Here is a 23,581-nt window from a genome sequence, read left to right on the forward strand (position 1 = left end):
CCCGCGCAACTCGTAGGGTGCGCCGCGCGCACCGATGGCGGTGAAGGCTGAGCCGCGCACCAGCAGGCAGCCGGAGCCCGCGCAACTCGTAGGGTGCGCCGCGCGCACCGATGGCAGTGAAGGCTGAGCCGCGCGAAACGCGCTTGCACCCGGACTCAACCCGCAGCGAGTGCCTTGCGCCGGTAGGGGAAGACGTCGATCACCTTGCCTTCGCGAATCGCGCTCTGCAGGCTCTTCCAGTAGTCGGCGTCGTACAGGTCGCCGTGCAGCTTGGCGAACAGGCGGCGCTGGGCCAGGTCGACGAACAGGAAGCGCGGAAACTCCTCGGGAAAGACGTCGTGCGGGCCCACCGAATACCAGGGTTCGGCGGACATCTCGTCCTCCGGGTAGCGCGGCGGCGGGATGTGCCGGAAGTTCACCTCGGTGAGGAAGCTGATCTCGTCGTAGTCGTAGAACACCACGCGGCCGTGGCGGGTGACGCCGAAGTTCTTCAGCAGCATGTCGCCGGGAAAGATGTTCGCCGCCGCCAGTTGCTTGATCGCCAGCCCGTAATCCTCCAGCGCGTGCAGCACCTGCGCCTCGCTGGCGTTCTCCAGGTAGAGGTTCAGCGGGATCATCCGGCGCTCGGTCCAGCAGTGCCGCACCAGCACGGTGTCGCCCTGCACCTCGACGGTGGACGGCGCGACCTCGAGCAGCTCGGCCAGGCATTCCGGCTCGAACTTGGAGAGCGGGAAGCGGAAGTCGGAGAACTCCTGGGTATCGGCCATCCGTCCCACCCGGTCGACACTCTTCACCAGCCGGTACTTCTCGATCACCGTGGCGTGGTCGACGCTCTTCGACGGCGAGAAACGGTCCTTGATGATCTTGAATACGGTGTTGAAGCCGGTCAGCGTGAACACGCTCATCACCATGCCGCGCACGCCCGGCGCCATCACGAAGCGGTCGTCGGTGGTCGCCAGATGGCCGATCAGCGCGCGATAGAATTCCGACTTGCCGTGCTTGTAGAAGCCGATCGAGGTGTACAGCTCGGCGATGTGCTTGCCCGGCAGGATGCGCTTGAGGAAGCCGACGAACTCCGCCGGGATCGCCACGTCGACCATGAAATAGGTACGCGTGAAGGAGAAGATGATCGAGACTTCCGCCTCGTCGGTGATCAGCACATCGGCCTGGATGCCGAGCCCTTCGCGGTTGAGCAGCGGGATCACCAGCGGCCATTGCTCGTCGCGGGTGTAGAGGCGCCCGACCAGATAGGCGCCCTTGTTGCGGTAGAGCACCGAAGAGAACAGCTCCACGGTCAGCGCCGGGTCCTTGCATACCCAGTCCGGCAGCGACGCGCGCAACTGCGCCTCCATGCGCTGCAGATCGCCGGCCGGGTCGGCGTAGGGCACGTCGAAGGCGTAGTCGGCGAACAGCTGGGCGAGCATTTCGTCCAGCTTGCCGTGCGGCCGGTAGGTGCGCGTCTGCACCGCGCGCTCCTGGCCGCGCAGCGACGGGCGCGTGGTGTGGACGAACATGGTGCCGTCGCTGATGCAGTCGTGGCTGAACAGGTTGCAGAAGATCGAGTTGAACCAGGTTTCCGCCAGTTCGTCGTCGAAGCGCAGGTTGATCAACGCGATGTAGGCGCTCTTCACCAGCGGCCAGGCCTGCACGTCCAGCAGCACCTGCGCATCGAACGCCTGCGGCAGGCGTTGCGCCGTCTCGGCGACCTTTTCCTCGTACAGCGCGATCCGCGCGGCCGAGGCGCGCTGCGCCTCCTGCCACTGCGCCTGCTCGAAACGTGCGCGGGCGCCGTCGGTGATCTGGCGGAAATGCTCACGGTAATCGTCGAAACCCTCGAGGATCGCGCGGGCGATGTCAGCGGCCGGCCATTGCTGCGCCATGGAGAAAGTCCCTGCGGTGAAAGGTAGTGCCGAGCTTAGTCAGTGGCCGGAGGAAGCGAAAGCCGCTGGCGAGCCGGACCGTCCGCCTAATGGCGAACGGCCCCACGGACTGCGTGGGGGCCTGGCCGCGAGGAGACTCGCCAGAATCAGAGCGAGCCGAGAAACGCCAACAGCGCCTGACGGTTTTCCCGCGGCAGGGCGACGAAGCGCTCGCGCGCCGGCAGCGCCTCGCCGCCGTGCCAGAGGATCGCCTCGCTCAGGCTGCGCGCGCGGCCATCGTGAAGAAAGCCGGCCGAGGACGACAACTGCTGCGCCAGGCCTATCCCCCACAACGGCGCGGTGCGCCAGTCGCGGCCGCTGGCCAGGTAATCCGGGCGTTCGTCGGCGAGGCCCTCGCCCATGTCGTGCAGCAGCAGGTCGCTGTAGGGCGCGATCGTCAAACCACGCAGGCGCGGGTCCGCGGCCCGTTCGCCGGTGACCAGTTGCGGGCGATGGCAGCCGCCGCAGCCTAGCGCCTGGAACTGCGCCTCGCCCTGGCGCACCACGGCGGCATCGAGGTCGCGTCGCGCCGGCACCGCCAGGTAAGCCAGGTACGTCTCCATATCGTCGAGCTGGGCATCGCTCAGTTCCGGCTGGCCGCCGTTCGGTGTGCTGGCGCAGGCGGTTTGCGCGGCGCTGCAGTTCTCCCGCGGATGCAGCGTGGAGGTGATGCCCATGTCGCCATGCAGCGCGCCGGCGATCTGCTCGCGCAGGCGCGCGACGTTGGCCTTGAGGCCGAAGCGGCCTACCTGCGGCGTGCTCGCCTGCGGGCTCCAGACCCGATTGACCCGACCCTGAACGCCGTCCGCCTGCGGCTCGGCGGCCAGCGCCTCGAGCGTCGCGTCGTCCACCGCATCGAGCAGGCCGAGACCGAACACCGGCGGGCCGACGCGCGCCGAGGTCAGTACGCCGTCCAGCGATCCGTAGGCCAGTTCGTCGAACTCGATACGCGGCTGACGCAGGCTCGCCGTCTCGCCATCGGCGAAGCGAAACGCCGTCTGCGTCCAGACCAGCCGCGCCCTGCCCTCGCCGGGCACACCCGGTACGCCAGTTTCGTTGAGCTGGTCGCCATAGACCGGATGCGGCAACGGGCCTCCGTGCGCCCCGCGGCCCGGCAGCGACAGCCGCACCAGCATCGACGCCATGCGTTGGCCCGGCTGCTCCGGCGCCTGGCCGCGTCCGTTCGCCGGGTGGCAGGAGGTGCAGGCCGGGCGGTTGTACAGCGGGCCGAGGCCATCCACCGCCTCGTCACGCGACGGCGCGATAACCCAGACCTGGCGGAACAGGCTGCGTCCACGCAAGAAGGCCGCGCTCCGCTCGGCATCCAGCCCGGCCATCGGCGTGGCAAACGCCTGGCGGCCGGCCTCCTCGACGCCGGTCTGCAACGGCGGTTCTGCATGGGCGGCGCTCGCCAGCGCCAGCAGCAGGCCGAAGGTCGTGAGCCGACGCATCAGGCCAACCGCTGCAGGCTGTCGGCGACCTGCCGATAGCGCTGCTCCGCGAGCGCCGCCCACCCTAGCTCGCGCGCATCGGGCTGCATCGTCGCGCCCTCCAGGTTGCGCCGGTAGCCGGCCAGCAGTTGCACATCGGCGGCCTGGGCTTCGTCGATCAGGGGCGCGCCGAGCTGGCCGCGGATGTCGTCGAGGCGCTGGCCGCGTCGGGCTTCCAGCTGGTGCAGTTGCGCCCAGAGCGTCACCAGCCGTTCGTGCTGCGCCACCAGCATCTGCTCGAACAGCGCGGCGATCAGCCCGAGGCGTCCGCTGCCGGCATCGCCGCGATACTCGTAACCGCCGGCCGCCGCGTTGCGGAACGGGTTGTGGTAGGTCTCCGGCAACTGCGCGTAGACCGACTCGCGCACCGGCAGCTTGCGGATGTCCGGGTCCGCGAGCACGCGCTGGCCCGCCTCGGAGAGCACGAAGGACACGAAGGCTTCCGCCGCTTCGCCGTTGCGCGAGGCGGCGGCGATGGCGATCTGGCCGGGATTCAGCCCGCCGTGCGCCGGATAGAGGAACTCCAGCCGGGCGCCGCCGGCGATCGCCGAGGCGACGAAGAAGTCGATGGACAGGCCGATGGCCGCGCGGCCGCCGACCACTTCGTCGCTGATGAAGGTGGAGCCGCGCGGGACCAGGTAGGACAGCCCGGCGATCTCGCTCCACAACGCCCAGCCACGCTGCCAGCCATAGGCCTGCAGGACGATGTCGATCATCGGCGGGGCGAAGCCGACCTGGCTCGGCACCGGCAGGGCGATGCGCCCGGCCAGGCGCGGATCGGCCAGGTCGCTCCAGTCCTTCGGCGGCGCCACGCCGAGACCGGCGAGCGCCTGCGGGTCGACGGCGAACCCGTAGCCGGCGAGTTCGCTGGCGCGATAGGCGCGCTCCGGCCCGAGCAGCGGCAAGGCGCCGATGTGGTCGGCCAGGCCGGCGTCCGCCACCGGCAGCGCGCGCCAGGCGCCCTGCTGGCGCAGCGCCTCGAAGGTCCGCGGCGAGGCCGCCCAGTAGACGTCGACATCGCCCTGGCGCGGCTGCGACAGGTAGCCGATGGCATCGTGCGGCATGCGCCAGAGCAGGTTCAGCCGGTACTGCGGATAGGCACGCTCGAAGGCCTCTTCAATCCGCGCGAGCACGGTTTCCGAATAGCTGGTGAGCACGGTCAGCTCGCGGGGCGCGGCCAGTAGCGGGCGTACCGCGCAGAACAGGCCGAGCTGCGCCATGCCGCCGAGCAGACGCCGGCGGCTGAGGAAGGAGTGAACGGACATGGCGATTTCCTCGATCAGAAGGTCAGGTTGCCTTGCACCAGGTAGGTACGGCCCGGTTCCGGGTAGCCCTCGCTGTATTCGTAGTCGCGGTCGAAGAGGTTCTGCACGCCGGCCTCCAGCAGCAGGCCGCCGTCGAAGCGGTAGCCGAGTTTGCTGTCGATCACCGCGAACCCGTGGGCGACCTGCAGGCCGTCGGTGGAGGTGTAGCGCCGCGAGGCCATGTCGGCGCTCGTCTGCAGGCGCCAGCGGCCGATCTCCCGGCTGAGGCTGGCGAAGGCCTTGTGGCGCGGCGTATCGGTGAGCCGGACGCGGTCGTCGGAGCGGTTGGTGCGATCCAGGTAGAGGTAGTTGAAGGCCATGTCCCAACCGAGGAAGGCGCCGTCCAGGGCCAGCTCCAGGCCGTTCACCCGCGCCTTGTCGACGTTCTGCATCTGCGAGCACGGCGGGCTGGAGCAGGCGCCGGCATCGATGCGCACCGATTGCAGGAGGTCGTCGATGTCACTGCGGAACAGCGCGGCGTCGAGCTTCCAGGTTTCACCCAGCGCGCGCTGGTAGCCGAGCTCGAAGTGCGTAGCGTGCTCGGACTTGAGGTCCGGGTTGGGGATCGCCGTGCCCATGCGATAGGAGTAGCGGTCCTTGATGGTGGCGAAGCGGCTCTTGCGCGCCACGCTGGCACGCCATTGGGTGGCCTCGTCCTGCTGGAAGAACAGCCCGACCTGGGCGTTGTTGCTGTGGTTCTTGCCGCCCTCCTCGTCGACCAGCCCGGTGGTCTTGGCGTAGCTCTGCGCCTCGCGGCCGTCGCGCTGGTCGTGGGACACGCCGACCACCAGGGTCAGCCGCTCGCTCAGCGCGTGGCTGTCCTCCAGCGCCAGCGACTGGGTGCGGTCCTCGAAATGCTGCCAGGGCTCGCCGCCGTCGTGCTCGCGGTGCACGTCCTGCTTGAAGTGGTAGGCCAGGCGCAGCAGGTTCTCGTCGCTCAGGCTCCATTCGTCCTCGACGCTGGCGCCGTTGCTGTAGTCGTCGTACCAGCTGCGGAACGACGAGGTCCGGGTCTGGCTGTCGTAGCGGGCGTTGTCGTAGGCGTACAGGCTGTTTTCGTAGGTGTCGTGGTAGGCGCGCAGTTTCAGCCGGTGGGCGCCCAGGTCGGTGGAGCTGCTGGCGTAGACGCTGGTCTTGTCCCAGGTCGGCCATTGCCAGTAGCGCGTCGAGCTGAGCGTATCGCCGGCATAGGGCGGGTTGCCCTTCTCGCCTTCCTGGCGCTGGTAGCCGACCACGTATTCGTCGCTGTCGTTGGGTGTCAGGCCGACCTTGAAGTTGATCTTGCGGTCGGTGGCGTAGCTGTTGTCGCGCCGGCCGCCGTCCTCGAAGGCATTGCCGCGGTAGTCGTCGGACAGGCGGAAGTAGTCCTGGTCCAGGTAGGACATCCCGGCCTGCATGTACCAGTTGCCCTGGTTGCTGCCGAGGTTGGCGTAGACGCGGTTGCCGTTGCTCTCGCCGTCGTCGGTAAGGCTCAGCCCACCGCCGATCTCGCCCTCGAAGGCCTTCACCGGCTTGCGCGTGAGCAGGTTGATCGCTCCGCCGAGCGTATTCGGCCCGTAGGTCATCGAGCTGAAGCCCTTAGCCACCTCGATGCGCGACAGCTCGAAGGTGGTGAAGCGGCCGAGGTCGGCGTAGCCGTCATAGGGCACGTAGACCGGAATGCCGTCGAGGAAGATCGGCACCTGGCGCAGGTCGAAGCCGCGCACGTAGACCATCTGCTCGTTACGCGCGCCGACCCGGCTCAGGTTGACGCCCGGCACCAGGTTCAGCGCCTTGCCCAGCGTCTCGCGGTCGTACTTGCGCATGGTCTCGCTGTCCAGCGTATCGCTGCCGCCCAGGCTGCTCTCGCCCTTGCTGTCGATGACACTGATTTGCCCGAGCTCGAAGACGTTGCTCTCGGTTTCGGCGGCAACGGTGAATGCGCCGGGCGCAAGGCCCAGCGCGGCGGCGGCGAACAGCCCGCCGATGGAGGTATGGCGCATGGATGACTCCCCAGTGAATGACAAACGGAAACGATTTTTCTATATATCTATAGTTATCGTAAAACCGTAAAAGCATATCCTGTGCCATTCCTGAACGGGCGCTATGCCGCCCGCTAAATCTACCTATATAGCTAATTTAAAACAGTTTTATTTTTTCCTCACAGCGCAGGAAGGCAACCTCGCGGAGAGCTCGTGTTTTCTATATAACAACAAATACATAATGTAGGAGAGGCTACAGCGGCGCTTGCCGGCCGAACGGCGTCCACGACGAAGCGCGAGCAGTCGCGTCGTCGGGATCGGTAAAGGGAATGGCGGAAAAGAACTCAGTTGACCAGGGCGACGGCCTTGATCTGCGCGTACACCTGGATGCCGCCGCGCAACTCCAGCTCGACCGCGGAACGCCGGGTGATGCGCGAGAGCAGCACCGCGCCGCCGAGGTCGATGCGCACCAGGCTTTGCGCGCTGTCCGGCTCATGGAGCACGTCGAGCACCTGGCCTTGCAGCTGGTTGAGGATGCTGCTGCGCTGCGGCTTCTCCAGCGCCAGGCTGACGTCGCGCGCCTGGATGCCGACGCGCACCGCTCGCCCGGCCGGCAGCTCGGTCAGCGGCAACGCCAGGCGCCCGCCCGGAACCCGCACGTAGCTGAGCTGGAAGGCCTCGTCATGCGCTTCGATTTGCCCTTCCAAGGCGGTTTCCGCCTCGTCCAGATGCGCCAGCGGCAGCTCGGCGCTGGTCAGCACCCGGTTCAGCGGGCCGGCGGCGCGCACCGCGCCGCCTTCCAGATAGAGCATGTGATCGGCCAGACGGGTGACTTCGGCCAGCGAGTGGCTGACGTAGAGCATCGGGATGCCCAGCTCGGCGTGCAGGCGCGCCAGGTACGGCAGCACTTCCTGCTTGCGCCGCTGGTCCAGCGCGGCCAGCGGCTCGTCGAGCAAGAGCAGCCGCGGACTGGTGGCCAGCGCACGGGCGATGCCGACGCGCTGCCGCTCGCCACCCGACAGGCGCTGCGGCGAGCGCTCGAGCAGATGACCGATGCCGAGCAGCTCCACCGCCTGGTCCAGGGAAATCCGCCGCTCGCTCGCCGGGATGCGGCGCTGGCCGTACTCCAGGTTGCGCCGCACGCTGAGGTGCGGGAACAGGCTGGCCTCCTGAAACACGTAGCCCAGCGCACGCTTGTGCGGGGGCACGAACAGCCCGCGCGACTCGTCCTGCCAGCATTCCCCGGCGACCGTCACCCGCCCGCCGCGCGCCCGCTCCAGCCCGGCGATGCAGCGCAGCAGCGTGGTCTTGCCGGAGCCGGAATGACCGAAGATCGCCGTTACCCCGGAGACCGGCAGGCGCGCCTCGACCCGCAGGCCGAAGTCCGTCCAGCCGTGCTGCAGGTCCAGTTCAATGTAGGCGGAGTCGCTCATCTCAGACCATCCGCTTACGGGAGTTGAAGGTGTAGAGCGCCAGCAGCACGAGGAAGCTGAACACCAGCATCCCTCCGGCCAGCCAGTGCGCCTCGGCGTATTCCAGCGCCTCGACGTGATCGTAGATCTGCACGGAAACCACCCGCGTGCGTTCCGGGATGTTGCCGCCGATCATCAGCACCACGCCGAACTCGCCGACGGTGTGGGCGAAGCCGAGGATCGCGGCGGTGATGAAGCCGGGACGCGCCAGCGGCAGCACCACGCTGAAGAAGGTGTCCAGCGGCGAGGCGCGCAGGGTCGCGGCGACTTCCAGCGGGCGCTTGCCGATGGCCTCGAAGGCCTGCTGCAACGGCTGCACCACGAAGGGCATCGAATAGAACACCGAGCCGACCACCAGCCCGGCGAAGGTGAACGGCAGCAGGCCGAGGCCGAGCCATTGCGTCAGCGCCCCCAGCGGCCCGCGCGGGCCAAGGCTGACGAGCAGGTAGAAGCCGAGCACCGAGGGCGGCAGCACCAGCGGCAGCGCCACCAGCGCCCCGAACAAGCCGCGCAGCCGCGAACGCGTGGTCGCCAGCCACCAGGCGATGGGCGTGCCGACGACCATCAGGATCAACGTGGTCAGCCCGGCCAGCTCGATGGTCAGGCGGACAGCGGAAAGATCGACGGCTGAAGGCAAGCGGCGGACTCCTTGGCGCTACTCGGGGAAAAAGACATCCGGCGCAGACAGGCTGCACCGGATCATGCTGCGGAGAAATTTACAGGGTGTAGCCGTAGGAGCGAATGATTGCCGCGGCCTTCTCGCCTTTCAGGTAATCGACCAGCGCCTTGGCGGCCGGGTTGTCCCTGCCCTTGGCGAGGATCTGCGCGTCCTGGCGGATCGGCGAATAGTACTCGGCGGGCACCTGCCAGGCCGAGCCGCTGACCAGCTTGCCGTCTTCGGTGACCTGGGACAGCGCGACGAAGCCCAGTTCAGCGTTCTCGGTGGCGATGAACTGATAGGCCTGGGTGATGTTCTCGCCGGTGACGATGCGGCTTTCGACCTTCTGGGTCAGACCCAGCTTGTCCAGGGTCTGCATGGCGGCGGCACCGTAGGGCGCGGCTTTCGGGCTGGCGATCGACAGGTGCTTGAAGTCGCCCCTGGCCAGCACCTGGCCCTTGGCGTCGACGTAGCCGGGTTTGGCCGACCACAGCACCAGCTTGCCGATGGCGTAGGTGAAGCGGCTGCCCTCGACGGCGGCCTTCTCGCTTTCCAGCTTGGCCGGCGTGGCATCGTCGGCCGCGAGGAACACCTCGAACGGCGCGCCGTTGGTGATCTGCGCGTAAAACTTGCCGGTCGCGCCGAAGGTCAGCACGGCCTGGTTGCCGGTGTCCTTCTCGAACTGCTCGGCGATCTTCTTCATCGGCTCGGTGAAGTTGGCGGCAACCGCCACCTGCACCTGCTCGGCGTGGGCAAGGGTCGAGAACAGCGCCAGGGCAACGGCGGCGAACAGGGTCTTACGGGCTTTCATGGTGACGCTCCTTGGGTGGGATCAATCGTAAACGGCGAGGATGACGCTGGAGGCCTTGAACAACGCGCACGCCTGCTGGCCGACGGCGAGACCGAGGGTTTCGCAGCTGCCGTGGGTGACCACCGAGGTGACGCTGCGCCCGGACGGCAGCAGCAGGCTGACCTGGTCGTTCACCGAGCCGGCCTGGATCTCGACGATCTCGCCCCACAGCTGGTTGCGCGCGGTGAGCTGCAGTTCGCGGTCGGTGCTGAGCAGTACCGACGAGGACTTGATGAAGGCGAAGACCTCCTTGCCGATCGCCAGGCCGAGGTTTTCCGCGCTGGATTTGGTGATCACCGCGATCAGCTCGCTCTGCGCATCCAGGCGCAAGCGCACTTCGTAATCGACGCCGCCGTCGCGCAGGCCGGTGATCGGCCCAGAGAACTGGTTGCGTGCGCTGGTCTTCATCGAGAGTCGATGCATGAGACTCTGGAACTCCTGAACATCGGCTGCTCCGACTTCCCCCAGGCGCGCGCTGAGCCGGTCGAGCGCGAGCTGGTACTCGATTTCCAGCGCCCGGTACATGGCGACGATGCTGCGCCCGTAGTCGGTGAGCTGAGTGCCGCCGCCCTGGCGTCCGCCGGTGACACGCACCACCAGCGGTTGCGGGGCCATGTTGTTCATCGCATCCACCGCATCCCACGCCGCCTTGTAGGACAGCGGCACGGCTTTCGCCGCCTGGCTGATGGAGCCGAGTTCGCCGATCTGCTCGAGCAGGCGGATACGTGTGTCGGAGAGCGACGTGCCGACCGCGCTCTCCAGTGAAAGCCTGCCGATGAAACGCTGTGGGACGTTGGTCATGGAAAAACCTCTGTATAGGCTGGCATATAGCGAGAAGCGTGCCAGATCACCGTGCCGCTATGGTTGCCTCTATATCGAACTGTTTTCTAGAGTCGACACCGGCGGATCGGATTTTTGATCTGGATTATTTATGTAGCAAACAATACAACGTCGTTAACGCGACAAGGGAGAGCAGCATGCAGATAAGTGCGCGCAATCGGCTGTCAGGGAAAGTTCTGCAATGCCATACCGGCGCGGTCAACGCCGAGGTGGAGATCGATCTGGGCGACAACGACCGTCTGGTGGCCATCGTCACCATGGACAGCCTGCGCGAGATGCAGCTGGCCGCCGGCGTCGAGGTGGTCGCCCTGGTGAAGGCGCCCTGGGTGATGCTGATGACCGGCAGCGACGACTTCCAGTTGTCCGCCCGCAATCAACTGACCGGCACCGTGGAGCGCATCGAAAGCGGCGCGGTGAACGCCGAAGTCACCCTGCGCCTTGCGGGCGGCGCGCAACTCACGGCCATCGTCACCCGCGAAGCGGTGGCCGAACTCGGCCTGGCGGCCGGCAAACCCGCTACCGCGCTGATCAAGGCGTCGCACATCATCCTCGGTCGCAAGAAGTCCTGATCGAAACGGGGGCGCCACCCTGGCGCCCCCGGACCACACCGGTCAGCCGGCGCTCTTCGGCTGGCGGAAAACGAACAGCAGCCCCGCCACGATCAGCCCCATTCCCGCCAGGCTCAGCGGCGCAAGGCGATTGCCGAACACCAGGTAATCGAGCAACGCGGTCACCGCCGGCACCAGGTAGAACAGGCTGGTGACGTTGACCAGGTTGCCCCGTGCGATCAGCCGGTACAGCAGCAGCGTGGCCAGCACCGAAATCAGCAATCCCATCCACAGCACCGACACCCAGAATTCGACGCCCGCCTCGATCTCGAACGGCTGGAACGGCACGAACGCCGCGCACAGCAGCGTACCCGCCAGGTACTGCAGCGGCAGGCTGCCGAGCGGGTTGTCGTGCATGCGCTTCTGCATGATCGAACCGCCGGTCATGCTCGCCAGCGCCAGCAGGCCACACAGCGTGCCCGCCCATGAGAGGCCGGCCAGGCCGATGCTCTGGTAGACCACCAGCACCAGCCCGAGCAGACCGAGGCACAGGCCGAACAGCCGGCTCGGCGAGAGGCGCTTCTCCAGCAGCACCGCGGTGAGGATCGGCTGGACGCCGAGCAGCGTCGCCATCACGCCGGGCGTCACCTGCAGGTCCAGCGCCAACAGGTAGAAGATCTGGTAGGCGCCGAGCAGCACCAGCCCGGTCGCCACGGCATATCCGCGTGCCGCCCTGGTGCCCGGCAGGCGCAACGGCAGAGCCCGGGCGAGGATCGTCAGCGCCAGCAAGGCGATGATGAAACGCACCAAGAGGAAGGCGAACGGCGAGGCATGCGCCAGGCCCCATTTGGAAACGATGGCGCCGCTGCTCCAGAGCAGCACGAAGAGGCTCGTCGACGCGCACGCGACGAGGTTGTTGCGGGTAAAGAACTGCATGTTGCCACCTGTGAAATAGGCAAGGAGGACCACGCCAGCGGCGTGGGGGTGCAGGGAACGGGAAACCGGCGAACCGGCGCGGCTCAGGCCAGCGGCGGCGGCGGAGCCAGGCAGCCCGCGGGCGGGCTCACAGGTGGCGGGGCGAGTGGCGCGGCAACGGCACGGGCACGCGGCGCTACGTTCAGGGCGAACGAAGAGGCAAAGGGGCGGGCCGTGGGCGACGCAGACATGATCGATCTCGAAACGGGTCGGGAAGAGCCCCGACTATAACCACGAAGCGGCGACGAACGAAAGGCCGGACCCGCGGGCGGGCCCGGCGCCGGTGCTACTGCTGCAGTTCCTGCTCGCTGAACAGGCCGTCGAACAGCATGCTCGACAGGTAGCGCTCGCCGGAGTCCGGCAGGATCACCACGATCGTCTTGCCCTGCATTTCCGGGTGTTCGGCCAGGCGAACCGCGGCAGCCATCGCCGCGCCGCAGGAAATCCCGCAGAGAATCCCCTCCTCGCGCATCAGGCGCAGGGCCATCGTCTTGGCCTCCTCGTCGCCCACCTGCTCGACACGGTCGACGATGGACAGGTCGAGGTTCTTCGGCACGAAGCCGGCGCCGATGCCCTGGATCTTGTGCGGCGCGGGCTTGATCTCCTCCCCAGCCAGCGCCTGGCTGATCACCGGCGAACCGATCGGCTCCACGGCGACGGAAAGGATCTTCTTGCCCTTGTTCAGCTTGATGAAGCGTGACACGCCGGTGATGGTGCCGCCGGTGCCGACGCCGGCCACCAGCACGTCGATGCTGCCGTCGGTGTCGTTCCAGATTTCCGGGCCGGTGGTCTTCTCATGGATCGCCGGGTTGGCCGGGTTCTCGAACTGCTGCAGCAGCAGGTATTCGCCGGGGTTGGAGGCGGCGATCTCGCTTGCTTTGTCGATCGCGCCCTTCATGCCCTTGGCCGGCTCGGTGAGCACCAGCTCCGCGCCGAGCGCCTTGAGCACCTTGCGCCGCTCCAGGCTCATCGACGCCGGCATGGTCAGGATGAGCTTGTAGCCACGCGCCGCGGCCACGAACGCCAGCCCGATGCCGGTGTTGCCGGAGGTCGGCTCGACGATGGTCATGCCCGACTTCAGGCGCCCGGATTCCTCGGCATCCCAGACCATGCTCGCGCCGATCCGGCACTTCACCGAATAGGCCGGGTTGCGACCCTCGATCTTGGCCAGCAGGGTGACGCCTTTCGGCCCCAGGCGATTGATCATCACCAGCGGCGTATTGCCGATGGCCTGTGCGTTGTCAGCATAGATGCGGCTCATGGAGGTCCCCGCGGCAAGTGGCTTGAGAAAGCGCATAAGCCTATTCCCCATGGGGTTTCTCGTCCAGCGAACTCCCCGACGCCCAAGGCTGTCCATCGACCGACGCCACCCGGAAATGGAACCCTCATGAAACGTCGCTACAGCATGCCCCTGTGGATCGCGCTGGCCCTCGTCCTGTTGCTGCTGGTCGCTCACCTGGCCCTGCCCTACGTGGTGCGCGACTACCTGAACGGCAAGCTCGCCGACATGGGCGAATACCGCGGGCAGATCGCCGACGTCGACCTCGCCTGGTGGCGTGGCGCCTACCGCATCAACGGGCTGGTGATCGAGAAGGCCAGCGGCGACGTTCCGGTCCCGTTGCTGGAAGCGCCGCTGATCGACCTCTCGGTGAGCTGGCATTCGCTGTGGTACGACCACGCGGTGGTGGCGCAGGTCATCTTCCAGTCGCCCAAGCTCAACTTCGTCGACAGCGAGGACCCGAAGCAGGACCAGACCGGTGAGGGCGTCGACTGGCGCGACCAACTGGAGCAACTGCTGCCGATCACCCTCAACGAAGTCCGCGTGGTCGACGGGCGCCTGGCGTTCCGCAATTTCCAGTCGCAGCCGCCGGTGGACGTGTTCGCCAGCGAGGTCGACGCCAGCGTCTACAACCTCACCAACACCGCCAGCGCGGATGGAAAGCGCGTCGCCACCTTCAAGGGACACGCCGCGCTGTTCGGCCAGGCGCCGCTCGAGGCGAGCGCGAGCTTCGACCCCTTCACCAATTTCGAGGATTTCCAGCTGCGCCTGCGCATGACCGATCTGGAACTCAAGCGCCTCAACGACTTCTCCCGCGCCTACGGCAAGTTCGACTTCGCCGCCGGCACCGGCGACCTGGTGATCGAGGCCGAGGCGCAGAACGCCCAGCTCAGCGGCTACATCAAGCCACTGCTGCGCGACGTCGACGTGTTCAACTGGAAGCAGGATGTCGAGAACCGCGAGAAAGGCTTCTTCCAGGGCCTCTGGGAAGCGGTGGTCGGCGGCGGCCAGACGGTGCTGAAGAACCAGAGCAAGGACCAGTTCGCCACCCGCATCGAACTCTCCGGCAGCATGAAGGGCGACAGCCACGTCAACCCGTTCCAGGCCTTCGTGGCGATCCTGCGCAACGCCTTCGTGCAGGCCTTCACGCCGCGCTTCGAGCGTGCGCTCAGCGAAGACCGCGAGTAAGGGCCGCTGACCAGGATGCGCGGCGGCCGACCATTCAGTGACTGAATGGCCCGCCTGCGTTCACAGCCCGCTTGCCCGCGCGGTATAGTCGGGGCTTTCCAGACAGCATCGCAGGCCCTGCGTGCGCCCGCGTTTCGAGGATTTTCCGATGAAGTTCGAAGGCACTCCATCCTACGTCGCCACCGACGATCTCAAGCTGGCGGTGAACGCCGCCATCACCCTGCAGCGGCCGCTGCTGGTGAAAGGCGAGCCCGGCACCGGCAAGACCATGCTCGCCGAACAGCTGGCCGAATCCTTCGGTGCCAAGCTCATCACCTGGCACATCAAGTCCACCACCAAGGCGCATCAGGGCCTCTACGAATACGATGCGGTGAGCCGCCTGCGCGACTCGCAGCTGGACCCGGACAAGGTCAACGACATCCGCAACTACATCAAGAAAGGCAAGCTGTGGGAGGCCTTTGAGTCCGAGCAGCGGGTGATCCTGCTGATCGACGAAATCGACAAGGCCGACATCGAGTTCCCCAACGATCTGTTGCAGGAACTCGACAAGATGGAGTTCTACGTTTACGAGACCAACGAGACGATCAAGGCGAAGCAGCGCCCGATCATCATCATCACCTCGAACAACGAGAAGGAACTGCCGGACGCCTTCCTGCGCCGCTGCTTCTTCCACTACATCGCCTTCCCGGACCGCAGCACGCTGCAGAAGATCGTCGACGTGCACTACCCGGACATCAAGAAGGACCTGGTGGCCGAAGCGCTCGACGTGTTCTTCGACGTGCGCAAGGTGCCTGGCCTGAAGAAGAAGCCCTCCACCTCCGAGCTGGTCGACTGGCTCAAGCTGCTGATGGCCGACGACATCGGCGAAGCCGTGCTGCGCGAACGCGATCCGACCAAGGCCATCCCGCCGCTGGCTGGCGCGCTGGTGAAGAACGAGCAGGACGTGCAGTTGCTCGAACGCCTGGCCTTCATGAGCCGTCGCGCTTCGCGTTAAAAATCGGGCTGCTGCGCGTCGGCCAGTGCCTTTGTAGGGTGGGTTAGCGAAGCGTAACCCACCGACCAGCCGCCAGGCTGGCAAGCATGATGCCGGCGGCATCAACGGTGGGTTACGCCGCTGCGCGGCCAGCCCACCCTACGGATTACCCCGAGGGCATAGACAATGCTGCTCAATCTTTTCAACGAAATGCGCGCGGCCAAGGTGCCGGTGTCGGTGCGCGAGCTGCTCGACCTGATCAACGCGCTGCAGCACAACGTCGTGTTCGCCGACATGGACGAGTTCTATTACCTGTCGCGGGCGATCCTGGTGAAGGACGAGCGCCATTTCGACAAGTTCGACCGTGCCTTCGGCGCCTACTTTAACGGCCTGCAGAACCTCGACCAGCACATCGAGGCACTGATTCCCGAGGAATGGCTGCGCAAGGAATTCGAGCGCCTGCTGACCGATGAGGAGCGCGCGCAGATCCAGTCGCTCGGCGGGCTGGACAAGCTCATCGAGGAGTTCAAGAAACGCCTCGAGGAGCAGAAGGAACGCCACGCCGGCGGCAACAAGTGGATCGGCACCGGCGGCACCAGCCCGTTCGGCTCCGGCGGCTTCAACCCCGAAGGCATCCGCGTCGGCGATGCCGGCAAGCGCCAGGGCAAGGCGGCGAAGGTCTGGGACCAGCGCGAGTACAAGAACCTCGACGACAACGTCGAGCTGGGCACGCGCAACATAAAGGTCGCCCTGCGCCGATTGCGCAAGTTCGCCCGCCAGGGCGCCGCCGAGGAGCTCGACATCGACGGCACCATCGACCACACCGCGAAGGATGCCGGCCTGCTGAACATCCAGATGCGCCCGGAACGCCGCAACACGGTGAAGCTGTTGCTCCTGTTCGACATCGGCGGCTCGATGGATGCCCACGTGAAGGTCTGCGAGGAGCTGTTCTCCGCGTGCAAGACCGAGTTCAAGCACCTCGAGTACTTCTACTTCCACAACTTCATCTACGAATCGGTGTGGAAGAACAACTTCCGCCGCACCAGCGAGCGCACCTCGACCCTCGACCTGCTGCACAAGTACGGCGCCGACTACAAGGTGATCTTCATCGGCGACGCGGCCATGGCGCCCTACGAGATCACCCAGGCCGGCGGCAGCGTCGAGCACTGGAACGAGGAAGCCGGCTACGTCTGGATGCAGCGCTTCATGGAGAAATTCAAGAAGCTGGTGTGGATCAACCCCTACCCCAAGGACACCTGGGGCTACACCGCCTCGACCAACATCGTCCGCGAGCTGGTGGAGGACCGGATGTTCCCGCTGACCCTGAGCGGCCTGGAAGAAGGGATGAAGTACCTGTCCAAATAGAAACGAGACGAAAAAAAACGGGCCCGAGAGGCCCGTTTTTCATTCGGCGATGAAACCTGGCGATCAGCTCGCCAGGCCCGGTGCCGGGCCGAGGTCGGCGCGCAGCTTGCTCAGCGCGGCGTAGGCACGGTCGCGATAGGCCAGCAGCTCGGCGCTCTTCGCCGGGTCGATGTCGAGGAAACCGTGGCCGGACTTCAGCCCCAGGTTGCCACCGTCCACCAGTTGCGTCAGGCCGTCCGGCGCGGCGAAGCGCTCACCATAGGTGCCGGCGAGAGTCTTGTAGGACGACGCGTAGACATCCAGCCCGGCCATGTCGCCGATGGCGAACGGGCCGAACAAAGCCAGGCGGAAGCCGAAGGCGTTGCTCACCACCAAGTCGACCTGCTCCGGCGTCGCCAGCCCTTCCTCGACCACCTTCACCGCCTCCTTGTAGAGGGCGAACTGCAGGCGGTTGGCGACGAAACCGGGGGTATCGGCGACGCGCGCCGGCACTTTGCCCACCGAGCGGATCAGCGCTTCCAGGGTGTCGACGTGCTCGGCCAGGGTGTGCTCGCTGGCGATCAGCTCGACGCCCGGAATGAACGGCGCCGGGTTCATCCAGTGCACGCCGAGGAAGCGCTCCGGGTGGGTGACGAACTTCGCCAGCTCGCCGATCGGCATCGCCGAGGTGTTGGTGCCGATGATCGTGTCCTTGGCGCAGGCGGCGGAAACGCGGCCGAGCACGTCGCGCTTGATCTCCATGGATTCCGGCACGGCCTCGGTGACGTAGTCCACGCCTTCCACCGCCGCTTCGATGGAAGCGGCCGCACTCAGGCGTGCCTCCAGCAGCGCCGGCGCATCCGCCGGGAACAGGCCGGCCTCGGCGAAGGCCTGGGCCTGCTTGAGCAGGCGCTCGCGCGACTGGCTAGCGACGCTGCCATCGACGTCGCCGAGCACCACGTCCGCGCCGCCGAGCGCCAGCACCTGGGCGATACCGCCGCCCATGTAGCCCGAACCGACGACTGCAATTTTCTTGAGGGTCATGCTGCTACTCCTGCGAAAGGTTGGAATTCAGGCGAGCGACTCACAACAGGTGATCGCTGCGATCCTTCAGGGTGGAAAGCGCCACCGCCGCGATGACTCCGCCGAGCGCCAGGTAGGCGGCCACGGCATAGCCGGTACCGAAGGTCACCAGCAGGAAGGAGGCGATCAGCGGAGCGGGACCGCCGGCGATCAGCGACGACATCTGGTAGCCGACCCCGGCGCCGGTGTAGCGCACGTGCACCGGGAACTGCTCGGATATCAACGAGGCCTGGGCGCCGTACTGGATCGCGTGGGGAATCAGCGACAAGGTGATGGCGATGAAGATCCACGTCTGGTTGCCCGAGTTGAGTACCCAGAAGTACGGGAACGCCATCAGGATCAGCACCACGCAGCCGATGTAGTACATCTTCCGCCGGCCGATGCGGTCGGCCATGTTGGAGAAGATCGGCAGCAGGATCAGGTCGAGCACCGCCGCCGCCAGCGTCCCGAGCAGCACGAAGGTGCGTGACAGCCCGCTGTTCTGCGTCGCGTAGTCGAGGATGAAGGCGGTGAAGATGTAGAACGGCATCTGCTCCGACATGCGCAGGAAGGCGACCTTCACGATCTCGCGCCAGTGGTGCTTGACGACGTAGCCCAGCGGGCTCTTCTCGATCTGGTTGTTCTGCTTCTTGGCGGCGAACGACGGGGTTTCCTCGATCGCCATCCGCACCACCAGGCCGACGATGACCAGGATGCCCGAGAGCAGGAACGGAATCCGCCAGCCCCACTCGAGGAACTGGTCGCCGGTGAAGTAGCTCGAACCCATCACCGCCGATGTCGACAGGATCAGGCCGATGGAGGTGCCCAGCTGCGGCCAGGCGCCGGCGGCGCCGCGCTTCTTCTGGTCGCCCCACTCAAGCGACATCAGCGCCGCCCCGCCCCACTCGCCGCCCACGCCGAAGCCCTGGATCAGGCGCAGCAGGATGAGGATCGCCGGGGCCCAGAGGCCGATGCTGGCGTAGGTGGGCAGCACCCCGATGAGGAAGGTCGCCAGGCCGGTCATCACCAGCGTGACGATCAGCGTGGTCTTGCGCCCGACGCGGTCGCCGAAGTGGCCGAACACCGCGGCGCCGATCGGGCGGATGGCGAAGGCGATGGCGAACGAGGCGAAGGACAGCATCAGCGAGACCAGGCGATCGTCGCTGGGGAAGAACAGGTGCGGGAACACCAGTGCGGCAGTGGCGCCGTAGATGTAGTACTCGTACCACTCGATGGTGGTGCCGATCAGGCTGCCGATGGAGGCCCGACGCCGCTGGCGCAGTTGATGCGCATCCGGCTGCATCTGCGGTTCGGCACGAGGGCTGCCGGCGTCGCCGGCGATGCTGCTGTCGAGAGTGGACATGGATCTGGCTCCATTATTGTTATTAGGCTGACAACGAGGGGAGGCCTTCACCTCCGGGCCGAGGGCCCGCCGCTCGTGGTCCCGTCTGCATGCTTTGCCGCTATGTTAATATTTTTTATTATTTGTTATTTTTTAACATTGTCAAGGCATGTTCGGCCGCATCCGCTCACCGGGAGACTTCCCTCCACACTCATCAGGACCCCGAATGAACCCTCCCCGATATGCAGCACCGACGCTCTACCTGATCCGCCACGGCGAGACCGACTGGAACGCCCGGCGCCGCCTGCAAGGCCGCCAGGACATCCCGCTGAACGACACGGGCCGCGCCCAGGCGGCGACCTCGGGGCTTTGCCTGCGCTGGTTGCTGGCCCAGCCGCAAGCACTGGACTTCGTTGCCAGCCCGCTGCGCCGCACCCGTGAAACCATGCGCATCGTCCGCCAGCGCATCGGCCTGGAAGCGGACGACTACCGCACCGACGAGCGCCTGATGGAAATCGACTTCGGCGACTGGGAAGGTTCCAGCTGGACGGACATCGCCGCCCGCGAACCCGAGCGCTTCGCCGCGCGACAGGCCGATCCGCTGGGCTTCGCGCCTACTGGCGGGGAGAGTTACCGAAAGGTGTTCGAGCGCGTCGCGGGCTTCCTCGAAACCGTACAGCGGGACACCGTGGTGGTCGCCCATGCCGGCGTGCTGCGCAGCTTCCTGGCGCTGCGCACGGCGACCGATCCGGCATCGGTACCGGCCATCGAAGTGCCGCAGGACCAGGTACTGATGATTCGCGACGGCGACTTCGCCTGGCTCAGGGCCAGCGCCGCGCTGGACGGGCGCGCCTGAAGCGGGCCCGTGCACTACGGGCGATCAGGCCAGGACCAGCTCGACGCCCAGCTTGCGGATACCGGCCGCGGCGTCCGCCGTCAGGCCGTCGTCGGTGATGATCGGATCGAAGCGGTCCAGCCCGGCGATGCGGTACATGCCGAAGGTGCCGTACTTCGAGCTGGTCGCCATCAGGACGATCTGCGAAGCCGAGTCCATCGCCGCCTTCTTCACCTCGATCTTCGGCGCGGAGGGCGTGGTGACGCCGCGCTGCAGGTCCCAGGAACTGGTGGAGATGAAGGCGATGTCGGTGGCGATGTTGCGCAGCGTGTCGGCCGCCAGGTTGCCGACTGCGGAACGGTTGGGGTGATCGAGCACGCCGCCGGTGTGAATTACGTTCACATGGGTCGCATCGGCCAGGGCGAGGACGATGCCGAAGTCGTTGGTGACCACGGTCATGCCGCCCAGCGCGAGGATGTGCGGCACCAGGCACGCCGTAGTGGTGCCGGCATCCAGGTAGAGCGTCATGTCGGGCTTGATCAGGCGCGCGGCGTGCTCTGCCATGCGCTGCTTCTGCTCCGGTTCGACGATCGCCTTGCTCTGATGGCTCGGCTCGCTGTGCACCTGGCTGGCGATGCGCACCCCGCCGGGCACCGAGAACACCCGCCCTTCCTGCTCCAGCGCGGCGATGTCGCGACGCACCGTCATGTGCGAGCAATTGAAGATTTCGGTGAGCTGATTGACGCTCATGATCTGCTGGCGACGCAGCTGGCGGACGATCATTTCGCGGCGCTGCGACGGAATCATCGGCGCCCCGGCGTCGGCCATTGGCTCAATTTCCTCGGTCATACGGATCTCTGGGATCGAATCGATGGCTGCATGGTAGCCCAACGCGGACGGGGCGCTAAGGCATCCGCGCCAGGCAGAACATTTCTAAACACCTTCGCTCGTAAATTTAACATATCTTCACATAGCCGCGTTTAGCGCCTACTATGAAAAAAACAACGTATTCGCGGGAGAAGCCGAATGAACCATGCCATGCCCTTGCTCGGGTGCATCGCTGACGATTTCACCGGAGCCACCGACCTGGCCAATACCCTGGTGCGCCAGGGCATGCGCACCGTCCAGACCATCGGCATCCCAGGCCAGGAATTGTCCGAAGCCCTCGAAGCGGACGCGCTGATCGTCGCGCTCAAGTCACGCATGGCCCCGGTCGAAGAGGCCGTCGCGCAGTCCCTCGCCGCGCTGCACTGGCTGCGCGAACGCGGTTGCCGACAGTTCATGTTCAAGTACTGCTCGACCTTCGACTCCACCGAGCGGGGCAACATCGGCCCGGTCACCGAGGCGCTGCTCGACGCCCTCGGCAGCGATTTCACCGTCGCCTGCCCGGCCTTTCCCGAAGCCGGGCGCACGCTGTTCCGCGGCCACCTGTTCGTGCAGGACGCGCTGCTCAGCGAATCCGGCATGGAGCATCACCCGCTGACGCCGATGACCGACGCCAACCTGGTGCGCTTCCTCGGCCGGCAGACCAAACTCCCGGTCGGCCTGCTGCGCTACGACCAAATCGCCGCCGGTGCCGCCGCGACCCGCGCCGGCATCGACGCACTGCGCCAGGCCGGCACCCGCATCGCCATCGCCGATGCGCTGTCCAACGCCGACCTGCTGACCCTGGGCGAAGCCTGCCGCGATTTGCCGCTGATCACCGGCGGCTCGGGGATCGCCCTCGGCCTGCCGGAAAACTTCCGCCGCTCCGGTCTGCTGCTGAGCCAGAATGCCGCCACTCTCGAAATCCTGCCCGGCCGTGGCGTGGTGCTCGCCGGCAGTGCCTCCCGGGCCACCAACGCCCAGGTCGCCGCCTGGCTCGACGCCGGGCGCCCCGCCCTGCGCATCGATCCCCTAGCGCTCGCCCGCGGCGAGGCGGTGGTGGCCGGCGCCCTGGCCTTCGCCGAGCGCGACGAGCCGGTGCTGATCTATGCTACCAGCGCGCCGGAAGAGGTTCGCGCGGTACAGCAGCAACTGGGTGTGGAACGCGCCGGCACGCTGGTGGAGCAGGCCCTCGGCGAAATCGCCCGGCAGCTCTACGAGACCGGCGTGCGGCACTTCGTGGTCGCCGGCGGCGAGACCTCCGGAGCGGTGGTCCAGGCGCTGGGCGTGCAGGCACTGCGCATCGGCGAACAGATCGATCCCGGCGTGCCGGTGACCGGCGCCATCGGCCTGGAGGCGCGCCTGGCGCTGAAGTCCGGCAACTTCGGCGGCGTCGGGTTCTTCGCCAAAGCCCTGGAGCAACTTGCCGGAGCCTCGTCATGAGCCGCGAACACGCGCTGCGCGAAGAAATCTGCACGGTCGGCATCAGCCTCTACCAGCGCGGCTACACCGTGGGCAGCGCCGGCAACATCAGCGCGAGGCTGGATGACGGCTGGCTGATCACCCCCACCGACGCCTGCCTCGGGCGTCTGGACCCGGTGGCGATCGCCAAGGTGAACCTGCACGGCGAATGGGTCTCCGGCGACAGGCCCTCGAAGACCCTGGCGCTGCATCGGCGGGTCTACGAACGCAATCAAGGTGTCGGCGGCGTGGTGCACACGCATTCCACCGCGCTGGTGGCGCTTACCCTGTCCGGTGTCTGGAGCCGCGAGGACATCCTGCCGCCGATCACGCCCTATCAGGTGATGAAAGTCGGCCACCTGCCGCTGATCGATTACTGCCGGCCCGGCTCGCCACAGGTCGCCAAACGGGTCGCCGCGCTGGCCACCCAGGTGCGCGGCGTGATGCTCGAACGCCTCGGCCCGGTGATCTGGGAATCCAGCGTGTCGCGCGCCAGCTATGCCCTGGAGGAACTGGAAGAAACCGCCAAGCTGTGGCTGATGAGCGACCCGCGCCCGGCGCCCCTGGGCGAAGACGCCCTGCGCGAACTGGCGGAGGTGTTCGGCACCCCGTGGTAGATTGGCGCGCATGAAAAAACGGGCCATGAGCCCGTTCTTTCGTTACCCGCGGACGGCTAGCGCCAGTGCCGCTGATGCGCCCGGCGCTGGCGGCCCACGCCGAACGCCGCGCCGACCAGCAGCAACAGGCTTTCCACCACCCACGCCAGCAGCAGCGCACAGACGATGCCCCAGGCGATCGCCTCGGGCACCAACGGCACCTGGTAGTCGTAGGCGGCGAGGGTTTCCGCGCGCAGCTCCGGATCGGCCTTCGCCACCACGTGCCAGGCGCGCGCATACCAGGGTTTGCGCATCGCCTGCGCTTCCTCTTCGAGCAGCGCCGAGCGATCCACCAGGGTCGCCACGCTCTGCGCGTCGCTGCGCATCACCGGGTCCTGGCTTTCGCGGTAATGCGTCACCAGCGCCTGCAGGTCGCCCTGAAAGAAGCGCCCGGCGGTGGCCCGGAAGCCTTCCAGCGCCTTGGCCGCCTCGATGCGATGCGCTTCCACCCGATTGGCATAGTCGGCGATGAAGCCGGGCACCTGGACGCCCACCAGCAGACCGACCGCGAACAGCATCAAGCGCAAGTAACTTCTCAACATCCAGCTCTCCTTGTGGGT

Annotated in this window: 21 protein-coding genes; 7 read left to right on the forward strand and 14 right to left on the reverse strand. The window is 66.7% G+C overall.

Annotated features, from left to right (window positions below):
• Nucleotides 1-155 precede the first annotated feature (155 nt).
• The 8 genes from aceK to BLV15_RS10485 all read right to left on the reverse strand — a co-directional run bounded on the left by aceK (nucleotide 156) and on the right by BLV15_RS10485 (nucleotide 10,455).
• Nucleotides 156-1,880 (reverse strand): bifunctional isocitrate dehydrogenase kinase/phosphatase, encoded by a 1,725-nt coding sequence (gene aceK, locus BLV15_RS10450; RefSeq protein ID WP_090227646.1) that lies wholly within the window; start codon nucleotides 1,878-1,880, stop codon nucleotides 156-158.
• A 146-nt stretch (nucleotides 1,881-2,026) separates the two neighbouring features.
• Nucleotides 2,027-3,370, reverse strand: a complete 1,344-nt coding sequence (locus BLV15_RS10455; protein ID WP_090227649.1) for a di-heme oxidoreductase family protein — start codon at nucleotides 3,368-3,370, stop codon at nucleotides 2,027-2,029.
• Complete coding sequence (locus BLV15_RS10460; protein ID WP_139210703.1) at nucleotides 3,370-4,674, reverse strand: ABC transporter substrate-binding protein; 1,305 nt, start codon at nucleotides 4,672-4,674, stop codon at nucleotides 3,370-3,372. Before BLV15_RS10460 ends, BLV15_RS10455 begins: the two co-directional genes overlap by 1 nt.
• A gap of 14 nt (nucleotides 4,675-4,688) precedes the next feature.
• The gene (locus BLV15_RS10465; protein WP_090227652.1) at nucleotides 4,689-6,695 is read right to left on the reverse strand and encodes a TonB-dependent receptor plug domain-containing protein; all 2,007 of its coding nucleotides are present in this window, start codon (nucleotides 6,693-6,695) and stop codon (nucleotides 4,689-4,691) included.
• Nucleotides 6,696-7,018: 323 nt separating this feature from the next.
• Complete coding sequence (gene modC / locus BLV15_RS10470) at nucleotides 7,019-8,107, reverse strand: molybdenum ABC transporter ATP-binding protein (protein WP_090227654.1); 1,089 nt, start codon at nucleotides 8,105-8,107, stop codon at nucleotides 7,019-7,021.
• 1 nt (nucleotide 8,108) lies between these two features.
• Nucleotides 8,109-8,783 carry a molybdate ABC transporter permease subunit gene (gene modB, locus BLV15_RS10475; RefSeq protein ID WP_090227657.1) on the reverse strand — a complete coding sequence of 225 codons (675 nt, stop codon included), beginning with the start codon at nucleotides 8,781-8,783 and terminating at the stop codon, nucleotides 8,109-8,111.
• A gap of 79 nt (nucleotides 8,784-8,862) precedes the next feature.
• On the reverse strand, nucleotides 8,863-9,615 hold the full coding sequence (gene modA / locus BLV15_RS10480) for a molybdate ABC transporter substrate-binding protein (protein WP_090227660.1): 753 nt from the start codon (nucleotides 9,613-9,615) through the stop codon (nucleotides 8,863-8,865).
• A gap of 21 nt (nucleotides 9,616-9,636) precedes the next feature.
• Nucleotides 9,637-10,455, reverse strand: a complete 819-nt coding sequence (locus BLV15_RS10485; RefSeq protein WP_090227662.1) for a TOBE domain-containing protein — start codon at nucleotides 10,453-10,455, stop codon at nucleotides 9,637-9,639.
• 176 nt (nucleotides 10,456-10,631) lie between these two features.
• On the opposite strand from BLV15_RS10485, the gene BLV15_RS10490 reads away from it, so the two are divergent.
• Nucleotides 10,632-11,063 (forward strand): TOBE domain-containing protein, encoded by a 432-nt coding sequence (locus BLV15_RS10490; protein WP_090227665.1) that lies wholly within the window; start codon nucleotides 10,632-10,634, stop codon nucleotides 11,061-11,063.
• Nucleotides 11,064-11,105: 42 nt separating this feature from the next.
• On the opposite strand, the gene BLV15_RS10495 is transcribed toward BLV15_RS10490, so the two are convergent.
• The gene (locus BLV15_RS10495; RefSeq protein ID WP_090227667.1) at nucleotides 11,106-11,978 is read right to left on the reverse strand and encodes a DMT family transporter; all 873 of its coding nucleotides are present in this window, start codon (nucleotides 11,976-11,978) and stop codon (nucleotides 11,106-11,108) included.
• A gap of 325 nt (nucleotides 11,979-12,303) precedes the next feature.
• Nucleotides 12,304-13,278, reverse strand: a complete 975-nt coding sequence (cysK, locus tag BLV15_RS10500) for a cysteine synthase A (protein WP_090229032.1) — start codon at nucleotides 13,276-13,278, stop codon at nucleotides 12,304-12,306.
• Between the two features lie 126 nt (nucleotides 13,279-13,404).
• On the opposite strand from cysK, the gene BLV15_RS10505 reads away from it, so the two are divergent.
• The 3 genes from BLV15_RS10505 (at nucleotide 13,405) to BLV15_RS10515 (ending at nucleotide 16,822) form a co-directional block, all read left to right on the forward strand.
• Nucleotides 13,405-14,484: a DUF748 domain-containing protein gene (locus BLV15_RS10505; protein ID WP_090227670.1), complete on the forward strand. Its 1,080-nt coding sequence runs from the start codon at nucleotides 13,405-13,407 to the stop codon at nucleotides 14,482-14,484.
• 148 nt (nucleotides 14,485-14,632) lie between these two features.
• Nucleotides 14,633-15,478 (forward strand): AAA family ATPase, encoded by an 846-nt coding sequence (locus BLV15_RS10510; protein WP_090227673.1) that lies wholly within the window; start codon nucleotides 14,633-14,635, stop codon nucleotides 15,476-15,478.
• Nucleotides 15,479-15,643: 165 nt separating this feature from the next.
• Nucleotides 15,644-16,822 (forward strand): vWA domain-containing protein, encoded by a 1,179-nt coding sequence (locus BLV15_RS10515; protein WP_090227675.1) that lies wholly within the window; start codon nucleotides 15,644-15,646, stop codon nucleotides 16,820-16,822.
• A gap of 63 nt (nucleotides 16,823-16,885) precedes the next feature.
• Here the strand turns inward: BLV15_RS10515 and BLV15_RS10520 are convergent, their stop codons facing one another.
• On the reverse strand, nucleotides 16,886-17,845 hold the full coding sequence (locus BLV15_RS10520; protein ID WP_090227678.1) for a 3-hydroxyacyl-CoA dehydrogenase family protein: 960 nt from the start codon (nucleotides 17,843-17,845) through the stop codon (nucleotides 16,886-16,888).
• A gap of 40 nt (nucleotides 17,846-17,885) precedes the next feature.
• A complete protein-coding gene (locus BLV15_RS10525; RefSeq protein WP_090227681.1) occupies nucleotides 17,886-19,226 on the reverse strand; it encodes an MFS transporter in 1,341 nt (446 codons plus the stop codon).
• A gap of 205 nt (nucleotides 19,227-19,431) precedes the next feature.
• Between BLV15_RS10525 and BLV15_RS10530 the strand changes: the two genes are divergently transcribed.
• Nucleotides 19,432-20,061 (forward strand): histidine phosphatase family protein, encoded by a 630-nt coding sequence (locus BLV15_RS10530; RefSeq protein ID WP_090227684.1) that lies wholly within the window; start codon nucleotides 19,432-19,434, stop codon nucleotides 20,059-20,061.
• Between the two features lie 24 nt (nucleotides 20,062-20,085).
• Here BLV15_RS10530 and BLV15_RS10535 read toward each other — a convergent pair whose 3' ends face one another.
• Nucleotides 20,086-20,889: a DeoR/GlpR family DNA-binding transcription regulator gene (locus BLV15_RS10535; protein WP_245728169.1), complete on the reverse strand. Its 804-nt coding sequence runs from the start codon at nucleotides 20,887-20,889 to the stop codon at nucleotides 20,086-20,088.
• 177 nt (nucleotides 20,890-21,066) lie between these two features.
• Between BLV15_RS10535 and otnK the strand changes: the two genes are divergently transcribed.
• Together otnK and otnC are read left to right on the forward strand one after the other, a co-directional pair.
• Nucleotides 21,067-22,347, forward strand: a complete 1,281-nt coding sequence (gene otnK, locus BLV15_RS10540; protein ID WP_090227687.1) for a 3-oxo-tetronate kinase — start codon at nucleotides 21,067-21,069, stop codon at nucleotides 22,345-22,347.
• Nucleotides 22,344-22,982 carry a 3-oxo-tetronate 4-phosphate decarboxylase gene (otnC, locus tag BLV15_RS10545; protein ID WP_090227690.1) on the forward strand — a complete coding sequence of 213 codons (639 nt, stop codon included), beginning with the start codon at nucleotides 22,344-22,346 and terminating at the stop codon, nucleotides 22,980-22,982. The genes otnK and otnC overlap by 4 nt, the downstream gene beginning before the upstream one ends.
• Before the next feature lie 56 nt (nucleotides 22,983-23,038).
• Here otnC and BLV15_RS10550 read toward each other — a convergent pair whose 3' ends face one another.
• Nucleotides 23,039-23,563, reverse strand: a complete 525-nt coding sequence (locus BLV15_RS10550; RefSeq protein ID WP_090227693.1) for a DUF2937 family protein — start codon at nucleotides 23,561-23,563, stop codon at nucleotides 23,039-23,041.
• Nucleotides 23,564-23,581 lie beyond the last annotated feature (18 nt).

The sequence above is a fragment of the Pseudomonas kuykendallii genome, assembly GCF_900106975.1.
GTDB lineage: Bacteria > Pseudomonadota > Gammaproteobacteria > Pseudomonadales > Pseudomonadaceae > Pseudomonas_O > Pseudomonas_O kuykendallii.